Consider the following 20,223-nt stretch of genomic DNA (forward strand, 5'->3'; position numbering starts at 1 on the left):
CTGCCCCTCACCCTTTGAGGGTGAGGGGCAAGGGCACTACTTCACTAACTGTTTGGTCATCTCCAGCAGCTGGCGAACATCGGCCGGGCGGGTGTTACCGCTGGCTTTATCGATAATCGAGCTGTAAATATGCGGGATGATTTTGCTTACCCCGGCATCGAGGGCGATTTTCAGGATCTCGCTGTAGTTTTCCAGATCGATACCGCCGGTCGGCTCGAGCCAGAAATCGTGCGCGGCGCAGGCTTTAGCGACGGCTTCGAATTCGGCGCGGTGCTTCAGGCCGCCCATCGGGAAGTATTTGATTGAGCTGCCGCCCATGTCTTTCAGCAGCGCGATGGCGGTTTCCAGCGGAACAATGCCATCCGCCGCGCCGTTGCTCAGCGGGCCGGTGGAGATCTTAACCATTCCCGGCGTACCGGTGGGAGAGACCAGGCCGTTGACCACCGTCTCGTTCTGCCCGAGCAGCGCGCGGCTGGTAGCCACGCCGGTGAAGACCTGGTTGACGTGCTGCGGCTGCACCTGGCGAGAAATCTCGCTCACCATCGCCGACTGGTTTGGATCGCCTGCCCCCAGCCCGACGGAGAGCGCGTTATCAATAAGCTTCGCGTAGTCGCGCATATCGGCCACCGCGCTGGCGACGTCCGGATAGTTTTTGGAGAGCACGCCGACCAGGACGTGACCTTCCGCCGCGTCGTAAATTTCACGGGCGTTGTCTTTGCTGCCCGCCAGGACGTTCAGGCACACGCGGTCACGGTAAAAGTTTGGGGTCAGTTTCATGCTTGTTTCTCCTTATTCAGAACTTCTGCGATGCGGCGAGCGACCACCGCCAGCTGCTCCGCGTTTACGCTGCGGACATCGGCTTCGATAATGCCTTCATTCGCTTTATAGCCGCGGAAGTAGATGGCGTATTCGCCCTGCTTCAGCGCGTTAACCAGATCGCCGGTCTTCACGCCGGTCGCGGCTTCATCAAATTTAATTTCGGCGCGGGCGATATCGCGGCCCGCGCTGTCCCACACCACCCGCGCGGTCACGCCGTTGAGAGTATTGAGCTGTTCGATAAACGGCGTCATCTTGTCCACCATCTGCTGACCGCTCTCTTTGCTCGCCGTCAGGTAGTGTTCAATGGCGCAGGTCAGGCCGAGAATGCCCTCTTTACCCACTTTCATCGCCCGGCCAATGCCCATCGACTGGCGCTTAACCCACTCGACGTACTGCGTTTTGCCGATCACCAGCCCGCTGGTCGGCCCTTCAATCGCTTTCGCGCCGCTGTAGATAACCAGGTCGGCGCCCATGCGGTAGTAGCACTGCAGATCTTCTTCCGCCGCCGCATCGACGATCAGCGGCAAGTTATGCTGGCGCGCCACTTCCGCGGCCTGCGCCACGTTGAGCATGCTTTTCTGCACGCAGTGGTGGGATTTGATGTACAGAATCGCCGCGGTGCGCGGAGTGATCGCCGCCGCCAGCTGCTGGGCAGAACATTCGTTGGCGTAGCCCGCTTCCACCAGCTTACCGCCGCCCAACGCCACCATGGTGCCAACCGGCGCGCCGAAGTTGACGTTGTGGCCCTTCGGCAACACGATTTCGTTATTCTCAATCGGCGTAACGTGCAGATTCTCCAGCAGCCAGTCGCTGTCTTTCACCAGCACCGCCGCTACCGACTGGGCAATCCCCGCCGATGCGCAGGAGACAACGGTCGCCCCTTCCACATCCAATAGTTTGGCGATGTACTCGCCGGTTTTATTCACCAGGTCTTTCATTTCAAAGTACTGGTTCATACCGGCCATCGCGGCTTCCACCACTTCCGGGCGCGGTGTGGAAACGCCCAGCGCCGTCATGCGGCCAGAAGTATTAATCACCTGTTTTAAATGGTATTTCTCAAAAATCGAAGGCATGTTCCGCGCTCCCTTGTTCGGTCAGATAGCCTTTGCCCGCGCGGATCGCGGCCAGCGGCACCAGAATGTTGACAGCCTGCAGGCTCTCTTTTTCGGCATCCACCAGCAGCGAGGGCCGGTGCTCCAGGCGAAATAGCGTTAAATCGGCGTCGAAGCCCACTTCCAGCCGCCCTTTACGCGACAGGCGCAGCCCTTCTGCGGCGCTGACGGTCACGCAGTCAATCACCTGCGGCAGCGTCATGCCGATGGCGAGGAATTTCGACATCACCAGCGCCAGCGAGCGCACCGGGCCGTCGATCCGGTTGCGGCAGTAAATATCGGAGCTAATGGTGTGCGGCAGAATGCCCAGCGCAATCGCCCGCCGCGCCACCTCAAAGCTGAAGCTGGCGGTGCCATGGCCGACATCGAGACGCACGCCGCGCTGCAGAGCGCGAGTAATAGAGCTGCGCAGCTCGCCGGCAGGATTCAGAATGCGGTTCGGCTTGCCGTTATAGCAGTGGGTAATGATGTCGCCGCTGCTCAGCAGATCGGCGATTTCATCGAGGTTCGGCGGGTTATTGCCGATGTGCACCATCAGCGGCAGATCGTCGTTTTCCTGCTGAATGGCCTTGGCGCGCGCCAGCGGCGTAATGCCGTTTTCGCCCACCACGCTGCTGCTCATCCGCGCCTTCAGGCCGACGATAAAGTCGGGATGACGCTGCACCGCCTGCTTCACCGCGGCGGCGTCGATATTGGCCATATTGGCCAGCTCATTCTGCGCAATCAGCCCGACGCGGGAGATGTTGAGCAGCGCATAAACTTCCGTCGCCGCTTTACGGGTCAGTTGATAGAAGTCATCGACGTCGTCGGCGCCGGTGCTGCCGGCATCGATCACGGTGGTGACGCCGGTGGCGATGCCGACGCTATCCGGCTCATCGTGATAAATCGGTGAATTCGGGTAGCAGTGAACGTGAGAGTCAATCCAGCCAGCGCTGACGTAAACCTTGCCGTTCAGCTCAATGGTTTTACGGGAGGGCGCGCTAATCTCGCCCAGCGCCGCGATTTTCCCGTCCTGAATGGCGATATCAGTCAGGGTATCGTCGACGAGGCGCGCGCGGCGCAGGAGTAAATCAAACATAGCTATCTCCTGATGAAAAGAGTGTACGGATGGCGGCGTACCGCCTTATCCGGCCTACAAACCGCGCTGGCTTGTAGGCCCGATAAGCGCAGCGCCATCGGGCGCTTAGCTAATCGCCACCGGGAAGATGGAACCGAGGATCATCGCCCCGAGGATGGCGCCGCCGGTGATCGGTTTCTGCCAGATGTAGAACAGCAGTGCGCCAACCAGCGAGCCAATCCCGATAGGAATCGAGGCGGTCATTGCGCTGAGGATGATCAAGGGACCAAGGAAGCGGCCGGAGGCGTTACCGGCCCCCATCATCACGTCGGCGCCGTAGGTGGAATCGCTCTGGTTGATGGTGAACTTACGCGCCAGAATGATGATATAGCCCACCGCCAGGCCGAGGACCAGACCGGTGACCAGCGACGCGGCGAAGTTCGCCACCGGGAAGACAAAGCCCGCGCCGAGCAGCAGCGCCGGCACGCCAAGACCGATACCGGTCTGTATCGCGCCGCCGATATCGAGGATCCCTACCAGCGACCCTTCGATGATGCGGGCGAAAAGGAAGCTGGCGCCAAACGCCGCCACCGCGCCGTAAACGCCGGTATCAATCCCCGACTTCAGCATCGCCACGAAGGCCACTTCGTTAAAGGCGCCGATGCCGTACAGGTAGTACATGTGGGTCCCGGCGAAGACGCCGGAGGAGAGCAGGCCAACAAAGATCGGGAACGACCAGTCGGCATACCAAAAACCTTTATTCTGTTCCATTATCCGGCTCCCGTTACTTGCCGCTGAGTGAGTTGTGGATCATGTCCAGCCAGTTCGGCACGGTCAGATGGAAGGATTCGATCATCTTCATGTCGAAGCCACGGAAGAAGCCGCTGAGGACAAACAGCGCGACGATGGCCACCATCATCACTTTAGTCACCCGGTTCCAGCCGCTCTCTTCGACGCCTTTACCGATCAGGATCCCCAGCACCAGACCCGGTACGGCGTTACCCATAATCAGCTGCGCGGCGCCGCCGAAAATCGTCGCCCAGAAGCCTGATTTTTTACCGGCATCGATCGCCGCCAGCCAGAAGATCACCGGCATCACGGTGTTTACCAGCAGGTTTGCCGCCGGCACCAGTACCTTAACGGCGGTCACCTGCAGCGCTTCCGGTACGGACGAGGCGGTCAGGTTGAGGAAGGCGACGACAATCATGCCGATGATGCCGCAGGAGATGGCCATTTTTTTCGGATCGTGCAGCGTTTCGCCGACGTTACGATTTTTCAGCATCAGCGCCGCCGCGCCCCAGTTGGGTATAATGCGGTGGTCAACATCCTGGGTGAAGGAGCCTGCTGCAACGGAAGAGGCCCAGGCGTTAAAGAAGAAGCCAAGGCCAAAGGAGAAGTGGGAGGCCGGATCGCCCTCACAGGAATTCAGCTCGCCCAGGGTTCGAAACGCCCCCATCCCCTGCGTGGTGGGGGCATGAAACATGCGTGCCGCTCCGGCGCCCACGCCGACGCCGACCAGGCCGCCGATGATAAGCGATTTTATTAAAATTATCAGGAACATAGTCAGACCTTTTGCTAACAATCAGGTTTGCGTGACGAAATCCACTTTATCGAGATCGATGGCGGTCACATTGACGGTGACGTCCAGCTCCACGCTGTAGGTCCGTCGTTCACGGCGCAAAAAGAAGAACAGAAACGCCTCTTTTCGTACCGCTTCGCGCGCATGAACAACCGTCACGTCCTGTGGCTCAATACGCAGTAGGATGCGCGAGGATGATTTCATCACCGCAGCCTGCACATGGTTCAGGGCATCGGCGAAGGCCCGTGATTTGCTTTCGCCTTTGCCGGCAACCCTCACCGTGGTGGTGAATTGCTCTTTCATACTTATGCGCCGTATTTCTTTTTCCAGGCTTCGACCAGCCGCTCGCCCAGCTCTTCTTTATCCATAAAGCCGAAGCCCAGCACGTTGCAGCCTTCGTTGATAGCGGTGACGCCCTCATCAATAGAGCGCATGCCATATTTTGCTTTGTAGCCGTATTTGGTCTGGGCGGTGATGGCGCCGGCGCCGCCGCTGCCGCAGAAGGAGATGCCGAAGGTGGCGTTTTCCGCTTTCATTATGTCGCCAAGCTTCATGTCGGCCGCAACGCCAGGGACGACCACAGCACGTGCGCCCGCTTTTTCAGCGCCTGCGGCGACTTTTTGGCCTTTACCCAGACGGTCGCCAATGACTACGGTGATTTGTTCCATGTTTTGCTCCTTACAGGTTATCTTTCGCGACTTCGAAGTGGACGGAGAGCAGCCAGGCCTCTTCATCAGGCAGGTTGCCGAACTGTGCGACCACTTCGCGGGCCAGCATCATTGAATCTTCAGAAATTTCTTCGAACAGACTGGCATCCACTTCCGGTAGCGGTTCGCCGCTGATTGACCGGTGGGCCATGGCCCGCACGTGGGAAGTCAGCATTTGCTCCTGAACGTCGTTAGGGACGATGTCGTGACGGCTTAACAGGGCGAATACCTGCTGTAACATCTTGTCAGCCAGGCGTTCGGTCTGCGCCGCCTGCTCCCCTACGTCGTTTATTACCGCTCCGTTATTCACTTGTGTTACCCCGCTGATGTCTCTGGAAATCAAGGTAGCGCCGGGGGTCAGGAGTTTGTAGCGAGTTGTTTTCCACTTCGAAGTGGAAAGGGAGAAGGCTTAGGTGATCGACTCCACATATTCGCCGGATAAATGTAAAAACAGGCGATATGACGTGATGCGCATCACAACAATGAGCGAGGTTTAGCGGAAAACGACCGCAGAAAGACCGGAAAAAGAAAAGGGAAAAATGTGATACAGGTAGGCTTTCAGGTGGGAGGCATCGGCTGATGCCTCCCGAAAAGAACGGTTAGCGGTACTTCTTATGATAGGTATTGCGGGTGGTTTTAAACTCCTCCGCGGCGGCCTGCGCCTCTTTCACCTTGCCTTCGTTCGCCAGCTTCAGCGCACCGTCGATCTGGCCGATCAGAATATCCAGACCGTGACGGTAATCTTTCATCTCAGCGCTGTCGGCCGCTTTGCCTTCCAGCTTCGGCGGGGTCTCTTTCTGAGCATCGACCGCGGCGGTACGCATCTTATTCAGCGCCGCTTTCAGCTCGCCGGCGTCGGAGGTCTTCTGTACCACTTGCAGGTTTTCTGCCAGAGTGTCCATGTCTTCGCCCAGGTCGGCGAAGGCCGACGCTGAACCGAGCGCAAAAGCAGAGACAGCCAGCATCGCTAACAGTTTTTTACGCATTGCTCACTTCCTTTTTATTATTTAAGCAAACAGGTGTTATTGCCCGGCGATTTTCATCTCCGGCAGCAGCACAGAACCGCACTGAATGTTGCTGCGCGTTTCAATATCATCGCCAATGGTCACGATATTACGCCACATTTCTTTCAGATTTCCTGCAATGGTGATCTCACTGACAGGATATTGAATTTCGCCGTTTTCTACCCAGAAGCCGGATGCGCCGCGTGAGTAGTCGCCGGTGACGCCACTGACACCCTGCCCCATCAGTTCGGTAACCACAAGACCGGTGCCCATCTCTTTAAGCATCTTTGCAAAACTCAGGCCGCGGCCGTTAATGCGCCAGTTGTGGATGCCCCCGGCGTGGCCGGTGCTTTTCATCCCCAGCTTGCGCGCTGAGTAATTGGTCAGCAGCCACTGGGTCAGCACGCCGTCTTTGACGATATCGCGACGTTCGGTGCGCACGCCTTCGCTGTCGAACGGCGTGGAGGCCAGCCCTTTCAGCAGGTGCGGATGCTCTTCAATGGTTAGCCACTCCGGCAAAATTTGTTTGCCCAGCGAATCGAGCAGGAAGGTCGATTTACGGTAGACCGCGCCGCCGGCAATCGCTCCGACCAGGTGACCAAACAACCCGGTCGCCACTTCGTTGGCGAAAATGACCGGCGCCTTCATGGTCGACAGCTTACGCGGCGCCAGGCGCGACAGGGTGCGGCGGGCGCACTCTTCCCCGACCCATTCCGGGGACTGCAGATCCTCGATCGCCCGGCCAATGGTGTACGCGTAGTCGCGCTCCATATCGCCGTCATCTTCCGCAATGACGCAGCTGGAGAGGGAGTGGCGAGTCGAGCAGTAGCTCTGCAGCATGCCATGGCTGTTGCCGAACACTTTAATGCCGTAGTGGCTGTTAAAGCTGCCGCCTTCGGTGTTGGTGATGCGTTTATCGGCCTTCAGGGCCGCTTGCTCCGCGCGGGCGGCCAGTTCGATAGCGTCGTCCGGGGAGACCTCCGCCGGGTGGAACAGGTCCAGATCCGGGGCGTCAAAGGCCAGCAGATCTTTATCGGCTACGCCGGCAAACGGGTCCGGGGAGGTATAGCGGGCGATATCCAGCGCCGCCTGCACGGTGCGGGCGATAGCGTCCGGGCTAAGATCGGTGGAGGAGGCACTGCCCTTGCGGTTCTGATGGTAAACCGTGATGCCTAATGCCCCATCGCTGTTGAATTCTACATTCTCCACTTCGCCATAGCGGGTGCTGACGCCGATGCCCGTGGTTTTGCTGACGGAAACTTCCGCACCATCAGATTTACCTGCCGCCAGTTCCAGTGCCGTGGTAACGGCTTCTTCCAGCGTCTTACGCTGCTGTGCAACTTGAGAGATGACTTTCATTGCTAATGCCATAATGTAAGAAGGAGTTAACTGAAGTCTAACAGAGAACCGTTTTTCAGTGCGCGCCTTAACTGGTAACATTAGCCTCTTTTTTTAAGGAGCCTGAGATGACAAAGCAGCCCGAAGACTGGCTCGACGACGTGCCCGGTGATGACGTTGAAGATGAAGATGATGAAATCATCTGGGTCAGTAAGAGTGAAATTAAGCGCGACGCGGAAGAACTGAAGCGTCTTGGCGCGGAACTCGTTGACCTGGGGAAAAACGCGCTGGATAAAATTCCGCTGGATACCGACCTGCGCGACGCCATCGAACTCGCCCAGCGAATCAAAAAAGAGGGTCGCCGCCGCCAGCTGCAGCTTATCGGCAAGATGCTGCGCAACCGCGATGTCGATCCGATTCGTCAGGCGCTGGACAAGCTGAAAAACCGTCACAACCAGCAGGTTGCGCTGTTCCACAAGCTGGAGCAGATCCGCGATCGACTGATTGACGACGGGGATGACGCCGTCGCTGAAGTACTGAACCTGTGGCCAGAGGCTGACCGTCAGCAGCTGCGTTCGCTGATCCGCAATGCGAAGAAAGAGAAAGAAGGCAACAAGCCGCCGAAATCGGCGCGCCTGATCTTCCAGTATCTGCGTGAACTGGCGGAAAACGAAGGCTAAGTCCCGCTGTTTTTGCCCGCAATAGTCTCCCGGATGGCGGCGCGCTGCGCCTTATCCGGGCTACGGTTCCCTATATCAAACGGTTACTCAACACCGTAGGCCCGCGCAAGCGCAGCGCCGCCGGGCAAGCTGTACCGGACTCCGTTCCCGTCATTGTGCCGGATGGCGGCTAACGCCTTATCCGGCCTACGGAGCCCTGTATATCAAACGGTTACGCAACACCGTAGGCCCGCGCAAGCGCAGCGCCGCCGGGCAAGCTGTACCAGGCTCCGTTCCCGTCATTGTTCCGGATGGCGGCTACGCCTTATCCGGCCTACCTTCACCCCAGCTCTAAGGCTTGCGCCAGCAGGGGGATTCCCGTCGCATCGCCTGAATCCCCTCATCCACACGACGATACGTTTGTTTATTGCCTTGCTGCCAAGCTGAATCGTTAAAGCTGAAAACAATATTGATCACATATCCTGGTGATAAATACGTATTACTCAGCAAAATAATACGACTTTCATCTCATTTAACATCATAAAAACGGCCACTTTCTCACCAGGTGAGGCGCTTCACATTTTAATCACCCCCATGCCGGTAGATTTCACACGTCAATGACACAATCGATTCAGCAAAAAGGGAATAAAAATGAAAAAGACATTGGTTCTGACGACGATCGCCCTGCTGGTTTCCGGCTCGGCCGCGGCAAAAACATGGGTGCTGACGAACGCTGAAGAGGGGATGGATAAAGGAAACTGGCAGATCAACAGCGATCAGCTGAAGGTGAAAGATCATGCGTTCAGCATTGAGCAGAAAGTCCTGCACGGCGGTAAGCAGGAAGGCAGCAAAATCCTTACCATTCACAGTAAAGACGGCCTGACCATTACCTTGAGCCCGACACGCGGCATGAACTTGCTGCGTATTGAGGGTTTCGGCAGCCGGATGGGCTGGGATTCGCCGGTTAAAGAGGTCGTCAACCCGGCGTTTATCAACCTGGAAAGCCGCAATGGCCTCGGCTGGCTGGAAGGATTCAACGAGATGATGGTCCGCTGCGGCTATGAATGGACCGGCCATCCGGTGACCGCGGACGGGCAAATTTATACCCTACACGGCAAGGCGGGCAACACGCCGGCCTCTCTGGTGGAGGTGGAGGTGGCCGACAGCGCGCCGTATGAAATCCGCATCCGCGGGCTGGTGAAAGAAAGCACCTTTAAAAAAGCCGATCTGCAGACCCTGACCGAACTGCGCTACGTGCCGGGTAGCAACAGCTTCAGCTTACATGACGTCTTAACCAACCATGCCGACTATCCGCATGATTATCAGATCATCTACCACAGCAACTTCGGCACCCCGATCCTCGAAGAAGGCGCGCGCTTCCTCGCCCCGATGTCCAGCATCAGCCCGTTCAATGATTACGCGAAGAGCGGGTTAAAAACCTGGCAGACCTATCAGGGACCGACCAAAGATTTTGACGAGATGGTATTTAATATTCAGCCGCTGGCCGATGAAAATCACCAGACCCTGGCCGCGGTGGTCAACAAAGCGGGCGATAAAGGGGCCTCTATTCAGTTTGATACCCGTCAGCTGCCGGTCCTGACGCTGTGGAAAAACACCGATACCGTCAAGCAGGGCTATGTCACCGGTATCGAGCCGGGGACCAGCTACGCCTATCCGGTGACCATTGAACGCGAGCAAAAACGCGTGAAGCAGCTGCAGCCGGGCGCCAGCGCGCAGTTTGATCTAACCTACACCCTGCTGCGCGACAGCGCCCAGGTAGCCGCCGTTGAGCAGAAAATCGCTAAGATTCAGGGCGATAACAAAGTCGCGGAGAACGAGACGCCGATCGCCAAAGAGTAACAGCGCCGCCAGTCGAATGCCCGGAGCGGTACGCCGAGCCGGGCTACTCCCGCCCCATCACCTCGTGCCCGAGATCCCGGGCAAACTGCTGATACTGCCGCTCATCGATCGGCTGCGGGTAGCTCAGCACCAGCAGCTCATGATCCGCAATGCCCTGATGATAGCTCGGGTGATGATGCGCCCAGGGATTAGCATGGAACCCCATCGACTGATAAAAGCGCAGCCGTTTATGGGCGATGGCCGTGGTTAGCGGATCGATTTCCAGAATGGTCAGCGGGGCGCGCGTCAGGATCTGCGCCAGCAGCTGTTTACCATAGCCGCGGGAGCGCAGCGTGTCGTCAATCGCCAGATGTTCGATATAACCGTAGCCGGCAAACTGCCAGCAGCCGCTGAGGCCGACAAAGACGCCTTCATCGAACCATGCTTCCAGCGCGTAGCGCGGGTGGCTCAGCGCCTGACGTTTGGCCTCGCTTTCGCGCTGCTCGTGCCACGGAAAGGCGCGCGCGTAAAGCGCGTCCAGCATGGCGAAATGGGGCGAGTCGGTAGAACGTACGCTTTCGCAGGTCAGCATCACACAATTCCTGGTAGCTAAAATAAAACTGCCCTCACGCGGAGGGCAGTTACCGGAGGCGTACGCGCTTATTCAGCCGCGGCCGCTTTTTGCGCCAGCTTATCCAGCAGCTTCTGATGAATACCGCCGAAGCCGCCGTTGCTCATCACCAGGATATGGTCGCCCGGGTGGGCGGTTTTGACCACCATCTCCGCCAGGGTATCGACGTCGGCGCTCCAGTGGGCCGGCTGGACGCAGGCTTCCGCCACTTCCGCCACCTGCCACGGAATATGCTGCGGCTGCAGGAGGAACACTTCATCGGCGCGGCCGAGAGACGGCGCCAGATCGTCCTTGCAGACGCCCATTTTCATGGTGTTAGAGCGCGGCTCCAGCACGGCGAGAATGCGCGCGGTACCGCCTACTTTACCGCGCAGCGCCTGCAGCGTGGCGAGGATTGCCGTCGGATGATGGGCGAAATCATCATACACGGTGACGCCGTTGGCTTCGCCGCGCAGCTCCAGGCGACGGCGGGCGTTGATAAAGCTGCCCAGCGCGTTCGCGGCATCCGCCGGCAGCACGCCGACGTGACGCGCCGCGGCAATCGCCATCAGGCCGTTATGCATATTATGCTCGCCGACCAGCGCCCACTTCACTTCGCCGACCTTTTCGCCGTCGAGTAAGACTTCCCACTGCGAGGCGTCGGCGTTCAGTTTTTTCGCCTGCCAGTGGCCCTGCTCGCCCACCAGCTCCTGCTCGCTCCAGCAGCCCATCGCCATCACCTGCTTCAGGTTGATGTCGTTCTCCGGCAGGATAATTTTGCCTTTGCCCGGCACGATGCGCACCAGATGGTGGAATTGTTTCTGAATCGCCTTCAGGTCATCAAAGATGTCCGCGTGGTCGAACTCAAGGTTGTTGAGGATCAGCGTCCGCGGGCAGTAGTGAACAAACTTGGAGCGCTTGTCGAAGAAGGCGCAGTCATATTCGTCGGCTTCAATGACGAAGAACGGGCTGTCGCCCAGGCGCGCGGAGACGTCGAAATTGCCCGGAACGCCGCCAATCACGAACCCCGGTTTATAGCCGCAGGCTTCAAGGATCCAGGTCGCCATGCCGGCAGTGGTGGTTTTGCCGTGGGTCCCGGCGACGGCCAGCACCCAGCGATCGCGCAGCACGAAGTCGTGCAGCCACTGCGGGCCGGACATATAGGGAATATTATTTTCCAGCACCGCTTCAACGCACGGGTTGCCGCGAGTCATGGCGTTACCGATGATCACCAGGTCCGGCCGGGGCTCCAGCTGGCTGGGGTCATAGCCCTGAATTAAATCAATCCCCTGGTTTTCCAGCAGGGTGCTCATCGGCGGATAGACGTTAGCATCCGACCCCGTTACCTCATGACCGAGGGAGCGCGCCAGCATGGCCAGCCCCCCCATAAACGTGCCACAGATTCCTAAAATATGAATGCGCATTCGTCATTTCCTTTTCTTATCCGGGGCACATTTTACCCATATCCCGGGCCCTGGCGAAATGCATTTCAGGCGAATCTGTATTTTGCTGGCGCGATTCACCTGTGCGCACTTTTTTGATTCTTTGTTAAGATTGTTGCGTTCGTTTTACTCAACATAAAAATGCAGGGAACGAGTTATGAAAACGTTAGGTGAGTTTATTGTTGAAAAGCAGCACGAGTTCTCCCACGCCACCGGTGAGCTGACTGCTTTGTTGTCAGCAATAAAGTTGGGCGCCAAGATCATCCACCGCGATATCAACAAGGCCGGTCTGGTCGATATCCTGGGTGCCAGCGGTGCTGAAAACGTTCAGGGCGAGGTTCAGCAAAAACTCGATCTGTTCGCTAATGAAAAATTAAAAGCCGCACTGCGAGCACGCGATATTGTTGCCGGGATCGCCTCTGAAGAAGAAGATGAGATTGTCGTCTTCGAAGGGTGTGAACACGCCAAATACGTGGTGCTGATGGACCCTCTGGATGGCTCCTCTAACATCGACGTTAACGTATCTGTCGGTACGATCTTCTCTATCTACCGCCGCGTGACGCCTGTCGGCACGCCGGTGACAGAAGAAGACTTCCTGCAGCCGGGCAACAAGCAGGTGGCCGCGGGCTATGTGGTCTACGGATCGTCGACGATGCTGGTGTATACCACCGGCTGCGGCGTTCACGCCTTCACCTACGACCCGTCCCTTGGCGTCTTCTGTCTATGCCAGGAGCGCATGCGCTTCCCGGAGAAGGGCAATACCTACTCCATCAACGAAGGCAACTACATCAAATTCCCGCAGGGCGTGAAGAAGTACATTAAGTACTGTCAGGAAGAGGACAAAGCGACTCAGCGTCCTTATACCTCACGCTATATCGGCTCGCTGGTGGCGGACTTCCACCGCAACCTGCTGAAAGGCGGCATCTATCTCTATCCGAGCACCGCCAGCCACCCGGAAGGCAAGCTGCGCCTGCTGTATGAATGCAACCCGATGGCCTTCCTCGCCGAACAGGCGGGCGGTAAGGCCAGCGACGGTAAAGAGCGTATTCTGGATATTATCCCGGAAAGCCTGCATCAGCGTCGCTCCTTCTTCGTCGGCAACAACCACATGGTAGAAGACGTCGAGAACTTTATTAAAGCGTTCCCGGACGCCTAAGCGCCCTGCCCGCTCCTCCCGCGCCTGCGGGAGGAGCATTTCTTAGCGACTCCCCGCCCCGCTCACCCGCGTCACCGCCGCATTTTGCCGATTTTCCCACAGCACGGTCAGACCACGCTGCAGCGCGATAAAGATAAACAGCAAAATGCCGATGGCGATTTTCGTCCACCATGAGCTGAGGGTGCCGTCGAAGTTGATGTAGGTCTGAATCAGCCCCTGGATCGCCACCCCGAACAGCGTTCCCAGCACGGTACCGACGCCACCGCTTAGCAGCGTACCGCCGATCACCACCGAGGCAATCGCATCCAGCTCGACGCCGACGCCCGCCAGCGCATAGCCCGCCTGGGTATAAATGGAAAAGACAATCCCGGCCAGTGTCGCCAGTCCGGTGGAGAGCATATAGATACGGATCGTGGCGCTGCGAGTCGAGATCCCCATCAGATTCGCCGACATGGCGTTGCCGCCGATGGCATACACCTGGTTGCCAAAGCGGGTGCGATGGGCGACAAAAATACCGGCCACCACCACCAGCAGCATCAGCAGTCCCATGGCGCTGAGACGACCGCCGCCGGGAATGGTCCATGCCAGCCCGGACAGGGTGTCGTACACTGGGTGGTTAATCGGAATCGACTCCTCTGACACCAGATAGCTCACGCCGCGCAGGAAGAACATGCCGGCGAGGGTGATGATAAAGGCCGGGATCTTCAGGGCGTCAATCAGCAGCCCCATAAACGCGCCGAAGGCGCAGCCCATCACCAGCACCAGCGGAAAGGCCACCAGCGGCGAAATTCCCCAAAAGCCAATCGCTTTGGCGAGGAAGACGCCGGTAAAGGCGATCACCGACCCCACCGACAGATCGATCCCGCCGGAGAGGATCACAAAGGTCATGCCCACGGCGATGATCCCGAGGAAGGCGTTATCCGTCAGGATATTGCAGATCACCCGCGTTGAGGCAAAACCGGGGAACTGGGTCAGGCAGTAGAGGTAGCCCAGCACAAACACCGCAAGGGTGATCATCAATGGTAAATTACGTTTTATCATGGCCGCGTACCCCTTTCAGTAAACCGATAAAGCGCGGCGACTGGACAATCAGTACGCACAGCACCACCACCGCTTTCACCACCTGGTTGAGCTCCGGCGGGAAGCCGGAGAGCAAAATCCCGGTGTTCATTCCCTGGATAATCAGCGCCCCCACCACCGAGAGCAGCAGGTTAAAGCGCCCGCCCATCAGCGAGGCGCCGCCGATGACCACCGCCAGAATGGCGTCCAGCTCAAGCCATAGCCCGGCGTTATTGGCATCCGCGCCGCGGATGTCCGCCGCCACGATGATCCCGGCGATCGCCGCGCAGACGCCGCTCAGGACATAGGCCAGCATCACCACGATGCGGGTATTGACGCCGGCGTTTTTCGCCGCGCGGATGTTGATCCCTACCGCCTCAATAAACATGCCCAGCGCCGTTTTACGGGTAAACAGCCAGAACAGCAGCAGCGTAGCTGCGGCGACGATCACCGGCGTCGGAAACAGCAGAAACGATCCGCTGCCGAGCCACGCCAGGGCCGGGGAATCAAAGGTGACGATCTGCCCGGCGGTGATCAACTGCGCCACCCCGCGCCCGGCCACCATCAGGATCAGCGTCGCCACAAAGGGCTGGATCTTAAGGACCGCCACGAGGATGCCGTTCCACAATCCGGCCAGCGCGCCCGCGGCCAGCGCGGCCAACAGCACCACCGGCAGGCTGTGCCCGGCGACGGTCATCGAGGCGGCCGTCGCGCCAGCAATCGCCATCACCGCCCCTACCGACAGGTCGATGCCGCCGGTGGCGATCACCAGCGTCATGCCAATCGCCAGCAGCGCCACCGGCGCGGCGCGGTTGAGAATATCGATCGTGCTGCCAAACAGGCGGCCATCCTGGAGCACCACCAGATAAAAATGGGGCGCCACCAGGCTGTCTACCAGCAGAACCAGCAGCAGGGCAATAATCTGCGGGGTGCCCTTCGGCCAGGTGAAGCGTCGCTTCTCCGGGCCGGTTTGCGAAAGAGATCGAGGCATCATGGGTTACTCCTTATGCCGCAATAGCGTTCATGATCGCCGGAACAGAGAGCTCGGCGAGCGGGATCTCCGCCACCTGTCGGCGATCGCGCAGGATAATGACCCGATCGGCGTAACCCACCAGCTCCTCCAGTTCAGAAGAGATAACCAGCAGCGCTAGGCCATCGGCGCAGAGGGTTTCAATCAGGCGAATAATTTCCGCATGGGCGCCGACGTCGATGCCGCGGGTCGGCTCATCGAGGATCAGGAACTGCGGTTTGGTCAGCAGCCAGCGGGAGAGCAGCACCTTCTGCTGATTGCCGCCGGAGAGAAACTCGATCGGCTGCTCGGCGCTCGGGGTACGGATCCCCAGCTGGCGAATAAAGCGCTCGGCGATCTCGTTCTGTTCACGCCGGGGGATCGGCCGCAGCCAGCCGCGCTGCGCCTGCAGGGCCAGAACGATATTTTCCCGCACCGAAGCGGCGGCGATAATGCCGTCGGTTTTGCGATCTTCAGGACAGAAGCCGATCCCGAGGCAGGAAGCCTGATGCGGGGAGCGCAGGGTCTGAGGTTTGCCTTTGATCCACGCCTTCCCGCTGTCCGCCGTTTTAATGCCGAAGATCACCTCGGCGGTTTCCGTGCGTCCGGAACCCAGCAGGCCGGCGAGGCCTACAATTTCTCCCGGGCGGACCTGCAGGTCGAACGGGGCGATGGTTCCTTTTTTACCGTAGCCTTCAAACGCCGCTACCGGTTTATCGCTCAGCAGGGTACGGCCCGCCCGCTGCAGGGCATTGTGGTCCAGTTCGCGACCCAGCATCATTTTCACCAGCTCAATCTGCGGCAGCTCGCGGGTCTCACGGCAGCCCACAAATGTGCCGTTACGCAGCACGGTGATGCGGTCGCTGACCGCATAGACCTGGTCGAGAAAATGGGTGACGAAGATCAGGCTGACGCCGTTATCCCTGAGCTGGCGCATCAGGGTGAACAGCATCTCCACCTCCTGGGTATCGAGGCTGGCGGTGGGCTCGTCGAGAATCAGCACCTTGGCCGACAGGTCGATGGCCCGACAGATAGCGACGATCTGCTGCATCGCCACCGAAAAGCGGTTCAGCGGCTCGCGCACGTCGAGGGAAAAGCCGTAGGAGGCCATCAGCGCCGTCGCCCTGGCCTCCATCTCTTTACGTCGCAGCAGACCAAACCGCCGCGGCTCACGGCCGATGAACAGGTTATCCGCCACCGACATATTAGGCAGCAGGTTCACTTCCTGGTAGACGGTGCCGATCCCCAGCTGCTGGGCATGGGCGGTATTTTTGGGCGAAATAGCCTGGCCTTCCAGCCAGATAGTGCCGCGATCGGCATGGTAAACGCCGGTGAGCGCTTTGATCAGCGTCGATTTTCCGGCGCCGTTTTCGCCCAACAGGGCCATGATTTCGCCGCGCCGCAGGCTAAAGTTGACGTTATCCAGCGCCTTAACGCCGGGGAAGAATTTACTAAGTCCTTCGGTGCGAAGGATCTCCTGGTGTGCCTCGGCGCTCATAATCGATGTCACCTTCAAATGATGTCAGGTTACCCCGGGTCGCGCTGGGCTTCCCGGGGTTTCTGGAACGCTGCTTTTTACCCTCTCCCACCGGGGGGAGGGATGGAATGAGGGGCTCCCCACTCAGTAGCCCATATTTTTCTTCTTCTCTAACTCTTCTTTCGCCGTATCCGGCAGGTACAGCGTCGATTTGGTAATGGTCAGCTTCTCCGGCAGGGTGCCGTCTTTTTTGTATTTCTCCAGCGCATCAAACGCCGGGCCGGCCATATTTGGCGTCAGCTCGACGCTGGCGTTGGCTTCTCCGGCGATCATCGCTTTATAGATATCCGGCACGCCGTCGATGGAGCCGGTCAGAATATCTTTGCCCGGCTTCAGGCCAGCTTCTTTAATGGCCTGGATGGCGCCGATGGCCATATCGTCGTTATGAGCGAACACCATGCAGATGTTTTTGCCGTTATTCTCAGCTTTGATAAAGCTCTCCATGACCTCTTTCCCTTTACTGCGGGTGAAGTCACCGGACTGGGAGCGGATAATTTTGATATTCGACGCTTTGGCAATCGCGTCGGCGAAGCCTTTCTTACGATCGATGGCCACGCTGGCCCCAACGGTGCCCTGCAGTTCAACGACGTTACACGGCTTACCGTCGACGGTTTTCACCAGCCAGTCGCCAATCAGCTGGCCTTCCAGCACGTTGTTGGCGGTCACGGTGGTCATGTAGAGATCTTTATCTTTAACATCAATGGAACGGTCGAGGAGGAAAACCGGGATCTTGGCCTCTTTCGCCTCTTTCAGCACCGGTTCCCAGCCGGTGGCCACCACCGGCGCAATGAAGATCGCGTCGACCCCTTGAGCAATAAAGGAACGCACTGCTTTGATCTGGTTTTCCTGTTTTTGCTGACCATCAGCGATCTTCAGGGTGATACCGCGCTTGGCGGCCTCCTCTTTCGCGACGCTGGTTTCCGCCGCACGCCAGCCGGATTCAGAACCGACCTGCGAAAAACCTACGGTTAGCGGGGCAGCTATCGCCATAGACGACATAGCTGCGGAAACTGCTGTGACAAGAAGTAAGCGCTTCCACATAAGGGTATCCTCGTAGGGTTATTGTTGGTTAAAGTCTCACCTGCGGACAAACTATAGACAATCGGTGATGTAACTGAATGCGTTACATCACACTTCAAAAAAGTAAATGAGATGTTAATGTCGGCCCTACTGCCCAGCGGAGAGCCGATAAGGCTTCGCAGGGAGCGCGGCTGTTGCGGTTTATGACGTTTTTTTAAGCAGTATGATAAATCAATCACATGCAATGAAAACGGTTACATAAATTTATTCATGATGTGGCTATGTTTATGGATTTTCATGTCATTATTACGCGAAAAATTCGGAGCACTCTGCGGCGATATCGGGAAAAAGAAGCGAAGACTTTCGATGTGAGTTGGCTATAATACCGAGCACTTGTTTGCCATACATTTTAAAGGAAACAGACATGAGCTTACTCAACGTACCTGCGGGCAAAGATCTGCCGGAAGACATCTACGTCGTGATCGAAATCCCGGCGAACGCAGATCCTATCAAATACGAAGTCGACAAAGAGAGCGGTGCACTGTTCGTTGACCGTTTCATGTCCACGGCAATGTTCTATCCGTGCAACTACGGCTACATCAACCACACCCTGTCCCTGGACGGCGACCCGGTTGACGTGCTGGTCCCGACTCCGTACCCGCTGCAGCCGGGCTCCGTGATCCGCTGCCGTCCGGTTGGCGTTCTGAAGATGACCGACGAATCTGGTGAAGATGCGAAACTGGTTGCCGTACCGCACACCAAGCTGAGCAAAGAATACGATCACATCAACGATGTGAACGACCTGCCGGAACTGCTGAAAGCCCAGATCACTCATTTCTTTGAGCACTACAAAGATCTGGAAAAAGGCAAGTGGGTTAAAGTCGACGGTTGGGACAACGCGGAAGCGGCGAAAGCCGAAATCGTTGCCTCTTTCGAGCGCGCTAAGCAGAAGTAATTCTGTCTCAGGCAGGGTCATCCCCTGCCTGATTGCGGCACGGATAGCCGCGATAACACCATGGAGGGTGTCCCGTGAAAAGCGTTCGCTCTTTCACCCTTAACTTTTCTGGCTTCACGACCGCCGCCTGTGAAAAACAGGGGTATCTGCGTCTTATCGCCGGCGACCATGTCTTTTATACCGATAAACGCTATTTTAACGACCCCTCGCTTTTTGACCGCCTGACGATCAATCAGCCTCTGCACCTTGGCGTCCGCCGCCTGGACAACGGCAGTTACTGGATCCACTGGCTCAGCGATGGCGAAACGCTCCTTGAGCCCAGTCAACGGGTAAAGCGCTGGGCCCGGCCGCTGCTGAGTATCAGCCTGCTGACGCTCATCGTCGCTCTTATCCCGCTCATGATGAGCACCTCAGAATGGGGAAGGTTCGGCTTCGGCATTATCGCGATACTGGCCTTCATCGCACTGTTAACCGGCCTCTGCGAGCTACTGTTCCACCGGGCGCTAAAAATGCACCCCGCCATGCGCGATCTGTTGGCGAAGATGGCGCAGGCCCGCCGCCGCGACTTTTCCTTTTGCCAGCCGCTACCGACTACGGCGCAAACCCTCCGCCAGTCGGCGAAGCCTTTTACGCAAGCCCTGCCGGAACGCTATGCCGTCCGGACGGGAAAAATTAGCAATATCATTTTTAAGAAATGGTTCGCGGGGAACCCAACGCGGGAATACCATGGCGTTGGGATACAATGCGACACGGCGCCGCTGGCCTTCTTCTGGCAGAACGGCTTCGCCAACTTCGGCCTGCATCCCTTTTTTTACCGCCGTCAACCGCCCTTTCTCGCTATCGGCGATCGGATAGTCGTCGTCTACCAACGGAAAGATAACGACGTCCAGGCGTTATACAACGTCAGCGACGGGTGCGCTTTTCTGAAAAATCATCCCTGTTATCCCGGTGACCGGCAAATGTCGCTAGTCTATAACCTGTTTTATGGCATGGTGCTGGTGATGTACCTCCTCATACTCGGCATGTCGCTAAATAACCCATACAAACCAGCCAGGGGATTTGGGTGGTTAATTCAGGATTCACTGGACATGCTGTCCCTATTATTACTCAGTTTCGGCGGGATCCTGGCGGTACTGGAGCTGATTGGCCCGACGGCCTGGTTATTGTCACACCGGGTGGCTGACTGGATGAAGATGCGCTCGGCGATGCGGCACTACCTGCAGGGAGCGGCCCGCCATACCGCGCTCGAGGAGATCATGTAATGTTCAGCACCCCAACACGACGATTATTATTCCTCGCGCTGACGACGCTGGCTTCCGCG

General features: G+C 57.9%; 21 protein-coding genes and 1 pseudogene. 5 read left to right on the forward strand and 17 right to left on the reverse strand.

Annotated features, from left to right (window positions below):
* Positions 1–36: 36 nt before the first annotated feature.
* The 10 genes from HMPREF1024_RS06450 to pmbA form a co-directional block, all read right to left on the reverse strand.
* Positions 37–777: a KDGP aldolase family protein gene (locus HMPREF1024_RS06450; RefSeq protein WP_009309313.1), complete on the reverse strand. Its 741-nt coding sequence runs from the start codon at positions 775–777 to the stop codon at positions 37–39.
* Positions 774–1,892, reverse strand: a complete 1,119-nt coding sequence (locus HMPREF1024_RS06445) for a DgaE family pyridoxal phosphate-dependent ammonia lyase (RefSeq protein WP_009309314.1) — start codon at positions 1,890–1,892, stop codon at positions 774–776. Before HMPREF1024_RS06445 ends, HMPREF1024_RS06450 begins: the two co-directional genes overlap by 4 nt.
* Positions 1,876–3,009: an amidohydrolase/deacetylase family metallohydrolase gene (locus tag HMPREF1024_RS06440; RefSeq protein ID WP_009309315.1), complete on the reverse strand. Its 1,134-nt coding sequence runs from the start codon at positions 3,007–3,009 to the stop codon at positions 1,876–1,878. Before HMPREF1024_RS06440 ends, HMPREF1024_RS06445 begins: the two co-directional genes overlap by 17 nt.
* A 105-nt stretch (positions 3,010–3,114) precedes the next feature.
* Positions 3,115–3,759, reverse strand: a complete 645-nt coding sequence (locus HMPREF1024_RS06435; protein WP_004152267.1) for a DUF4310 family protein — start codon at positions 3,757–3,759, stop codon at positions 3,115–3,117.
* 13 nt (positions 3,760–3,772) lie between these two features.
* Positions 3,773–4,549, reverse strand: a complete 777-nt coding sequence (locus HMPREF1024_RS06430) for a DUF4311 domain-containing protein (protein ID WP_002886897.1) — start codon at positions 4,547–4,549, stop codon at positions 3,773–3,775.
* A 21-nt stretch (positions 4,550–4,570) separates the two neighbouring features.
* Positions 4,571–4,870: a DUF4312 family protein gene (locus HMPREF1024_RS06425; RefSeq protein WP_002886896.1), complete on the reverse strand. Its 300-nt coding sequence runs from the start codon at positions 4,868–4,870 to the stop codon at positions 4,571–4,573.
* A gap of 2 nt (positions 4,871–4,872) precedes the next feature.
* Entirely contained in the window at positions 4,873–5,235 is a 363-nt protein-coding gene (locus HMPREF1024_RS06420; RefSeq protein WP_002886895.1) for an SFCGS family glycine-rich protein, read from the reverse strand.
* 10 nt (positions 5,236–5,245) lie between these two features.
* Positions 5,246–5,584, reverse strand: a complete 339-nt coding sequence (locus HMPREF1024_RS06415) for a PRD domain-containing protein (protein ID WP_002886894.1) — start codon at positions 5,582–5,584, stop codon at positions 5,246–5,248.
* Between the two features lie 289 nt (positions 5,585–5,873).
* Complete coding sequence (gene cybC / locus HMPREF1024_RS06410; protein WP_002886893.1) at positions 5,874–6,260, reverse strand: cytochrome b562; 387 nt, start codon at positions 6,258–6,260, stop codon at positions 5,874–5,876.
* 36 nt (positions 6,261–6,296) lie between these two features.
* Entirely contained in the window at positions 6,297–7,649 is a 1,353-nt protein-coding gene (pmbA, locus tag HMPREF1024_RS06405; RefSeq protein ID WP_004152265.1) for a metalloprotease PmbA, read from the reverse strand.
* 95 nt (positions 7,650–7,744) lie between these two features.
* Here pmbA and yjgA point away from each other — a divergent pair, with 95 nt between their 5' ends.
* On the forward strand, positions 7,745–8,296 hold the full coding sequence (gene yjgA, locus HMPREF1024_RS06400) for a ribosome biogenesis factor YjgA (RefSeq protein WP_004186686.1): 552 nt from the start codon (positions 7,745–7,747) through the stop codon (positions 8,294–8,296).
* 330 nt (positions 8,297–8,626) lie between these two features.
* Here yjgA and HMPREF1024_RS31420 read toward each other — a convergent pair.
* Positions 8,627–8,742 (reverse strand): annotated as a pseudogene (locus tag HMPREF1024_RS31420) (hypothetical protein).
* A gap of 184 nt (positions 8,743–8,926) precedes the next feature.
* Here HMPREF1024_RS31420 and HMPREF1024_RS06395 point away from each other — a divergent pair.
* Positions 8,927–10,135 carry an aldose 1-epimerase family protein gene (locus tag HMPREF1024_RS06395; RefSeq protein ID WP_009309316.1) on the forward strand — a complete coding sequence of 403 codons (1,209 nt, stop codon included), beginning with the start codon at positions 8,927–8,929 and terminating at the stop codon, positions 10,133–10,135.
* A 43-nt stretch (positions 10,136–10,178) separates the two neighbouring features.
* Here the strand turns inward: HMPREF1024_RS06395 and HMPREF1024_RS06390 are convergent, their stop codons facing one another.
* Positions 10,179–10,706 (reverse strand): GNAT family N-acetyltransferase, encoded by a 528-nt coding sequence (locus tag HMPREF1024_RS06390; protein WP_002886889.1) that lies wholly within the window; start codon positions 10,704–10,706, stop codon positions 10,179–10,181.
* A 68-nt stretch (positions 10,707–10,774) separates the two neighbouring features.
* Positions 10,775–12,148, reverse strand: coding sequence for a UDP-N-acetylmuramate:L-alanyl-gamma-D-glutamyl-meso-diaminopimelate ligase (mpl, locus tag HMPREF1024_RS06385; protein WP_002886886.1), 1,374 nt, complete (start codon positions 12,146–12,148; stop codon positions 10,775–10,777).
* A gap of 175 nt (positions 12,149–12,323) precedes the next feature.
* Here mpl and fbp point away from each other — a divergent pair, with 175 nt between their 5' ends.
* Complete coding sequence (fbp, locus tag HMPREF1024_RS06380; RefSeq protein WP_002886827.1) at positions 12,324–13,322, forward strand: class 1 fructose-bisphosphatase; 999 nt, start codon at positions 12,324–12,326, stop codon at positions 13,320–13,322.
* A 42-nt stretch (positions 13,323–13,364) separates the two neighbouring features.
* Here fbp and yjfF read toward each other — a convergent pair whose 3' ends face one another.
* From yjfF to ytfQ, 4 genes are all read right to left on the reverse strand, one after another.
* Positions 13,365–14,363, reverse strand: a complete 999-nt coding sequence (gene yjfF / locus HMPREF1024_RS06375) for a galactofuranose ABC transporter, permease protein YjfF (RefSeq protein WP_004178367.1) — start codon at positions 14,361–14,363, stop codon at positions 13,365–13,367.
* Positions 14,350–15,375, reverse strand: a complete 1,026-nt coding sequence (gene ytfT / locus HMPREF1024_RS06370; RefSeq protein WP_009309317.1) for a galactofuranose ABC transporter, ATP-binding protein YtfT — start codon at positions 15,373–15,375, stop codon at positions 14,350–14,352. Before ytfT ends, yjfF begins: the two co-directional genes overlap by 14 nt.
* Before the next feature lie 10 nt (positions 15,376–15,385).
* Entirely contained in the window at positions 15,386–16,888 is a 1,503-nt protein-coding gene (ytfR, locus tag HMPREF1024_RS06365; RefSeq protein WP_004177669.1) for a galactofuranose ABC transporter, ATP-binding protein YtfR, read from the reverse strand.
* 123 nt (positions 16,889–17,011) lie between these two features.
* The gene (gene ytfQ / locus HMPREF1024_RS06360; protein WP_002886769.1) at positions 17,012–17,968 is read right to left on the reverse strand and encodes a galactofuranose ABC transporter, galactofuranose-binding protein YtfQ; all 957 of its coding nucleotides are present in this window, start codon (positions 17,966–17,968) and stop codon (positions 17,012–17,014) included.
* A 403-nt stretch (positions 17,969–18,371) separates the two neighbouring features.
* Between ytfQ and ppa the strand changes: the two genes are divergently transcribed.
* Both ppa and HMPREF1024_RS06350 read left to right on the forward strand, forming a co-directional pair.
* Positions 18,372–18,902, forward strand: coding sequence for an inorganic diphosphatase (gene ppa, locus HMPREF1024_RS06355; protein WP_002886766.1), 531 nt, complete (start codon positions 18,372–18,374; stop codon positions 18,900–18,902).
* Positions 18,903–18,976: 74 nt separating this feature from the next.
* Entirely contained in the window at positions 18,977–20,164 is a 1,188-nt protein-coding gene (locus HMPREF1024_RS06350; protein ID WP_009309318.1) for a hypothetical protein, read from the forward strand.
* Positions 20,165–20,223: the final 59 nt, after the last annotated feature.

The sequence above is a fragment of the Klebsiella sp. 4_1_44FAA genome (genome assembly GCF_000238715.1).
In the GTDB taxonomy this organism is placed as follows: domain Bacteria; phylum Pseudomonadota; class Gammaproteobacteria; order Enterobacterales; family Enterobacteriaceae; genus Klebsiella; species Klebsiella pneumoniae.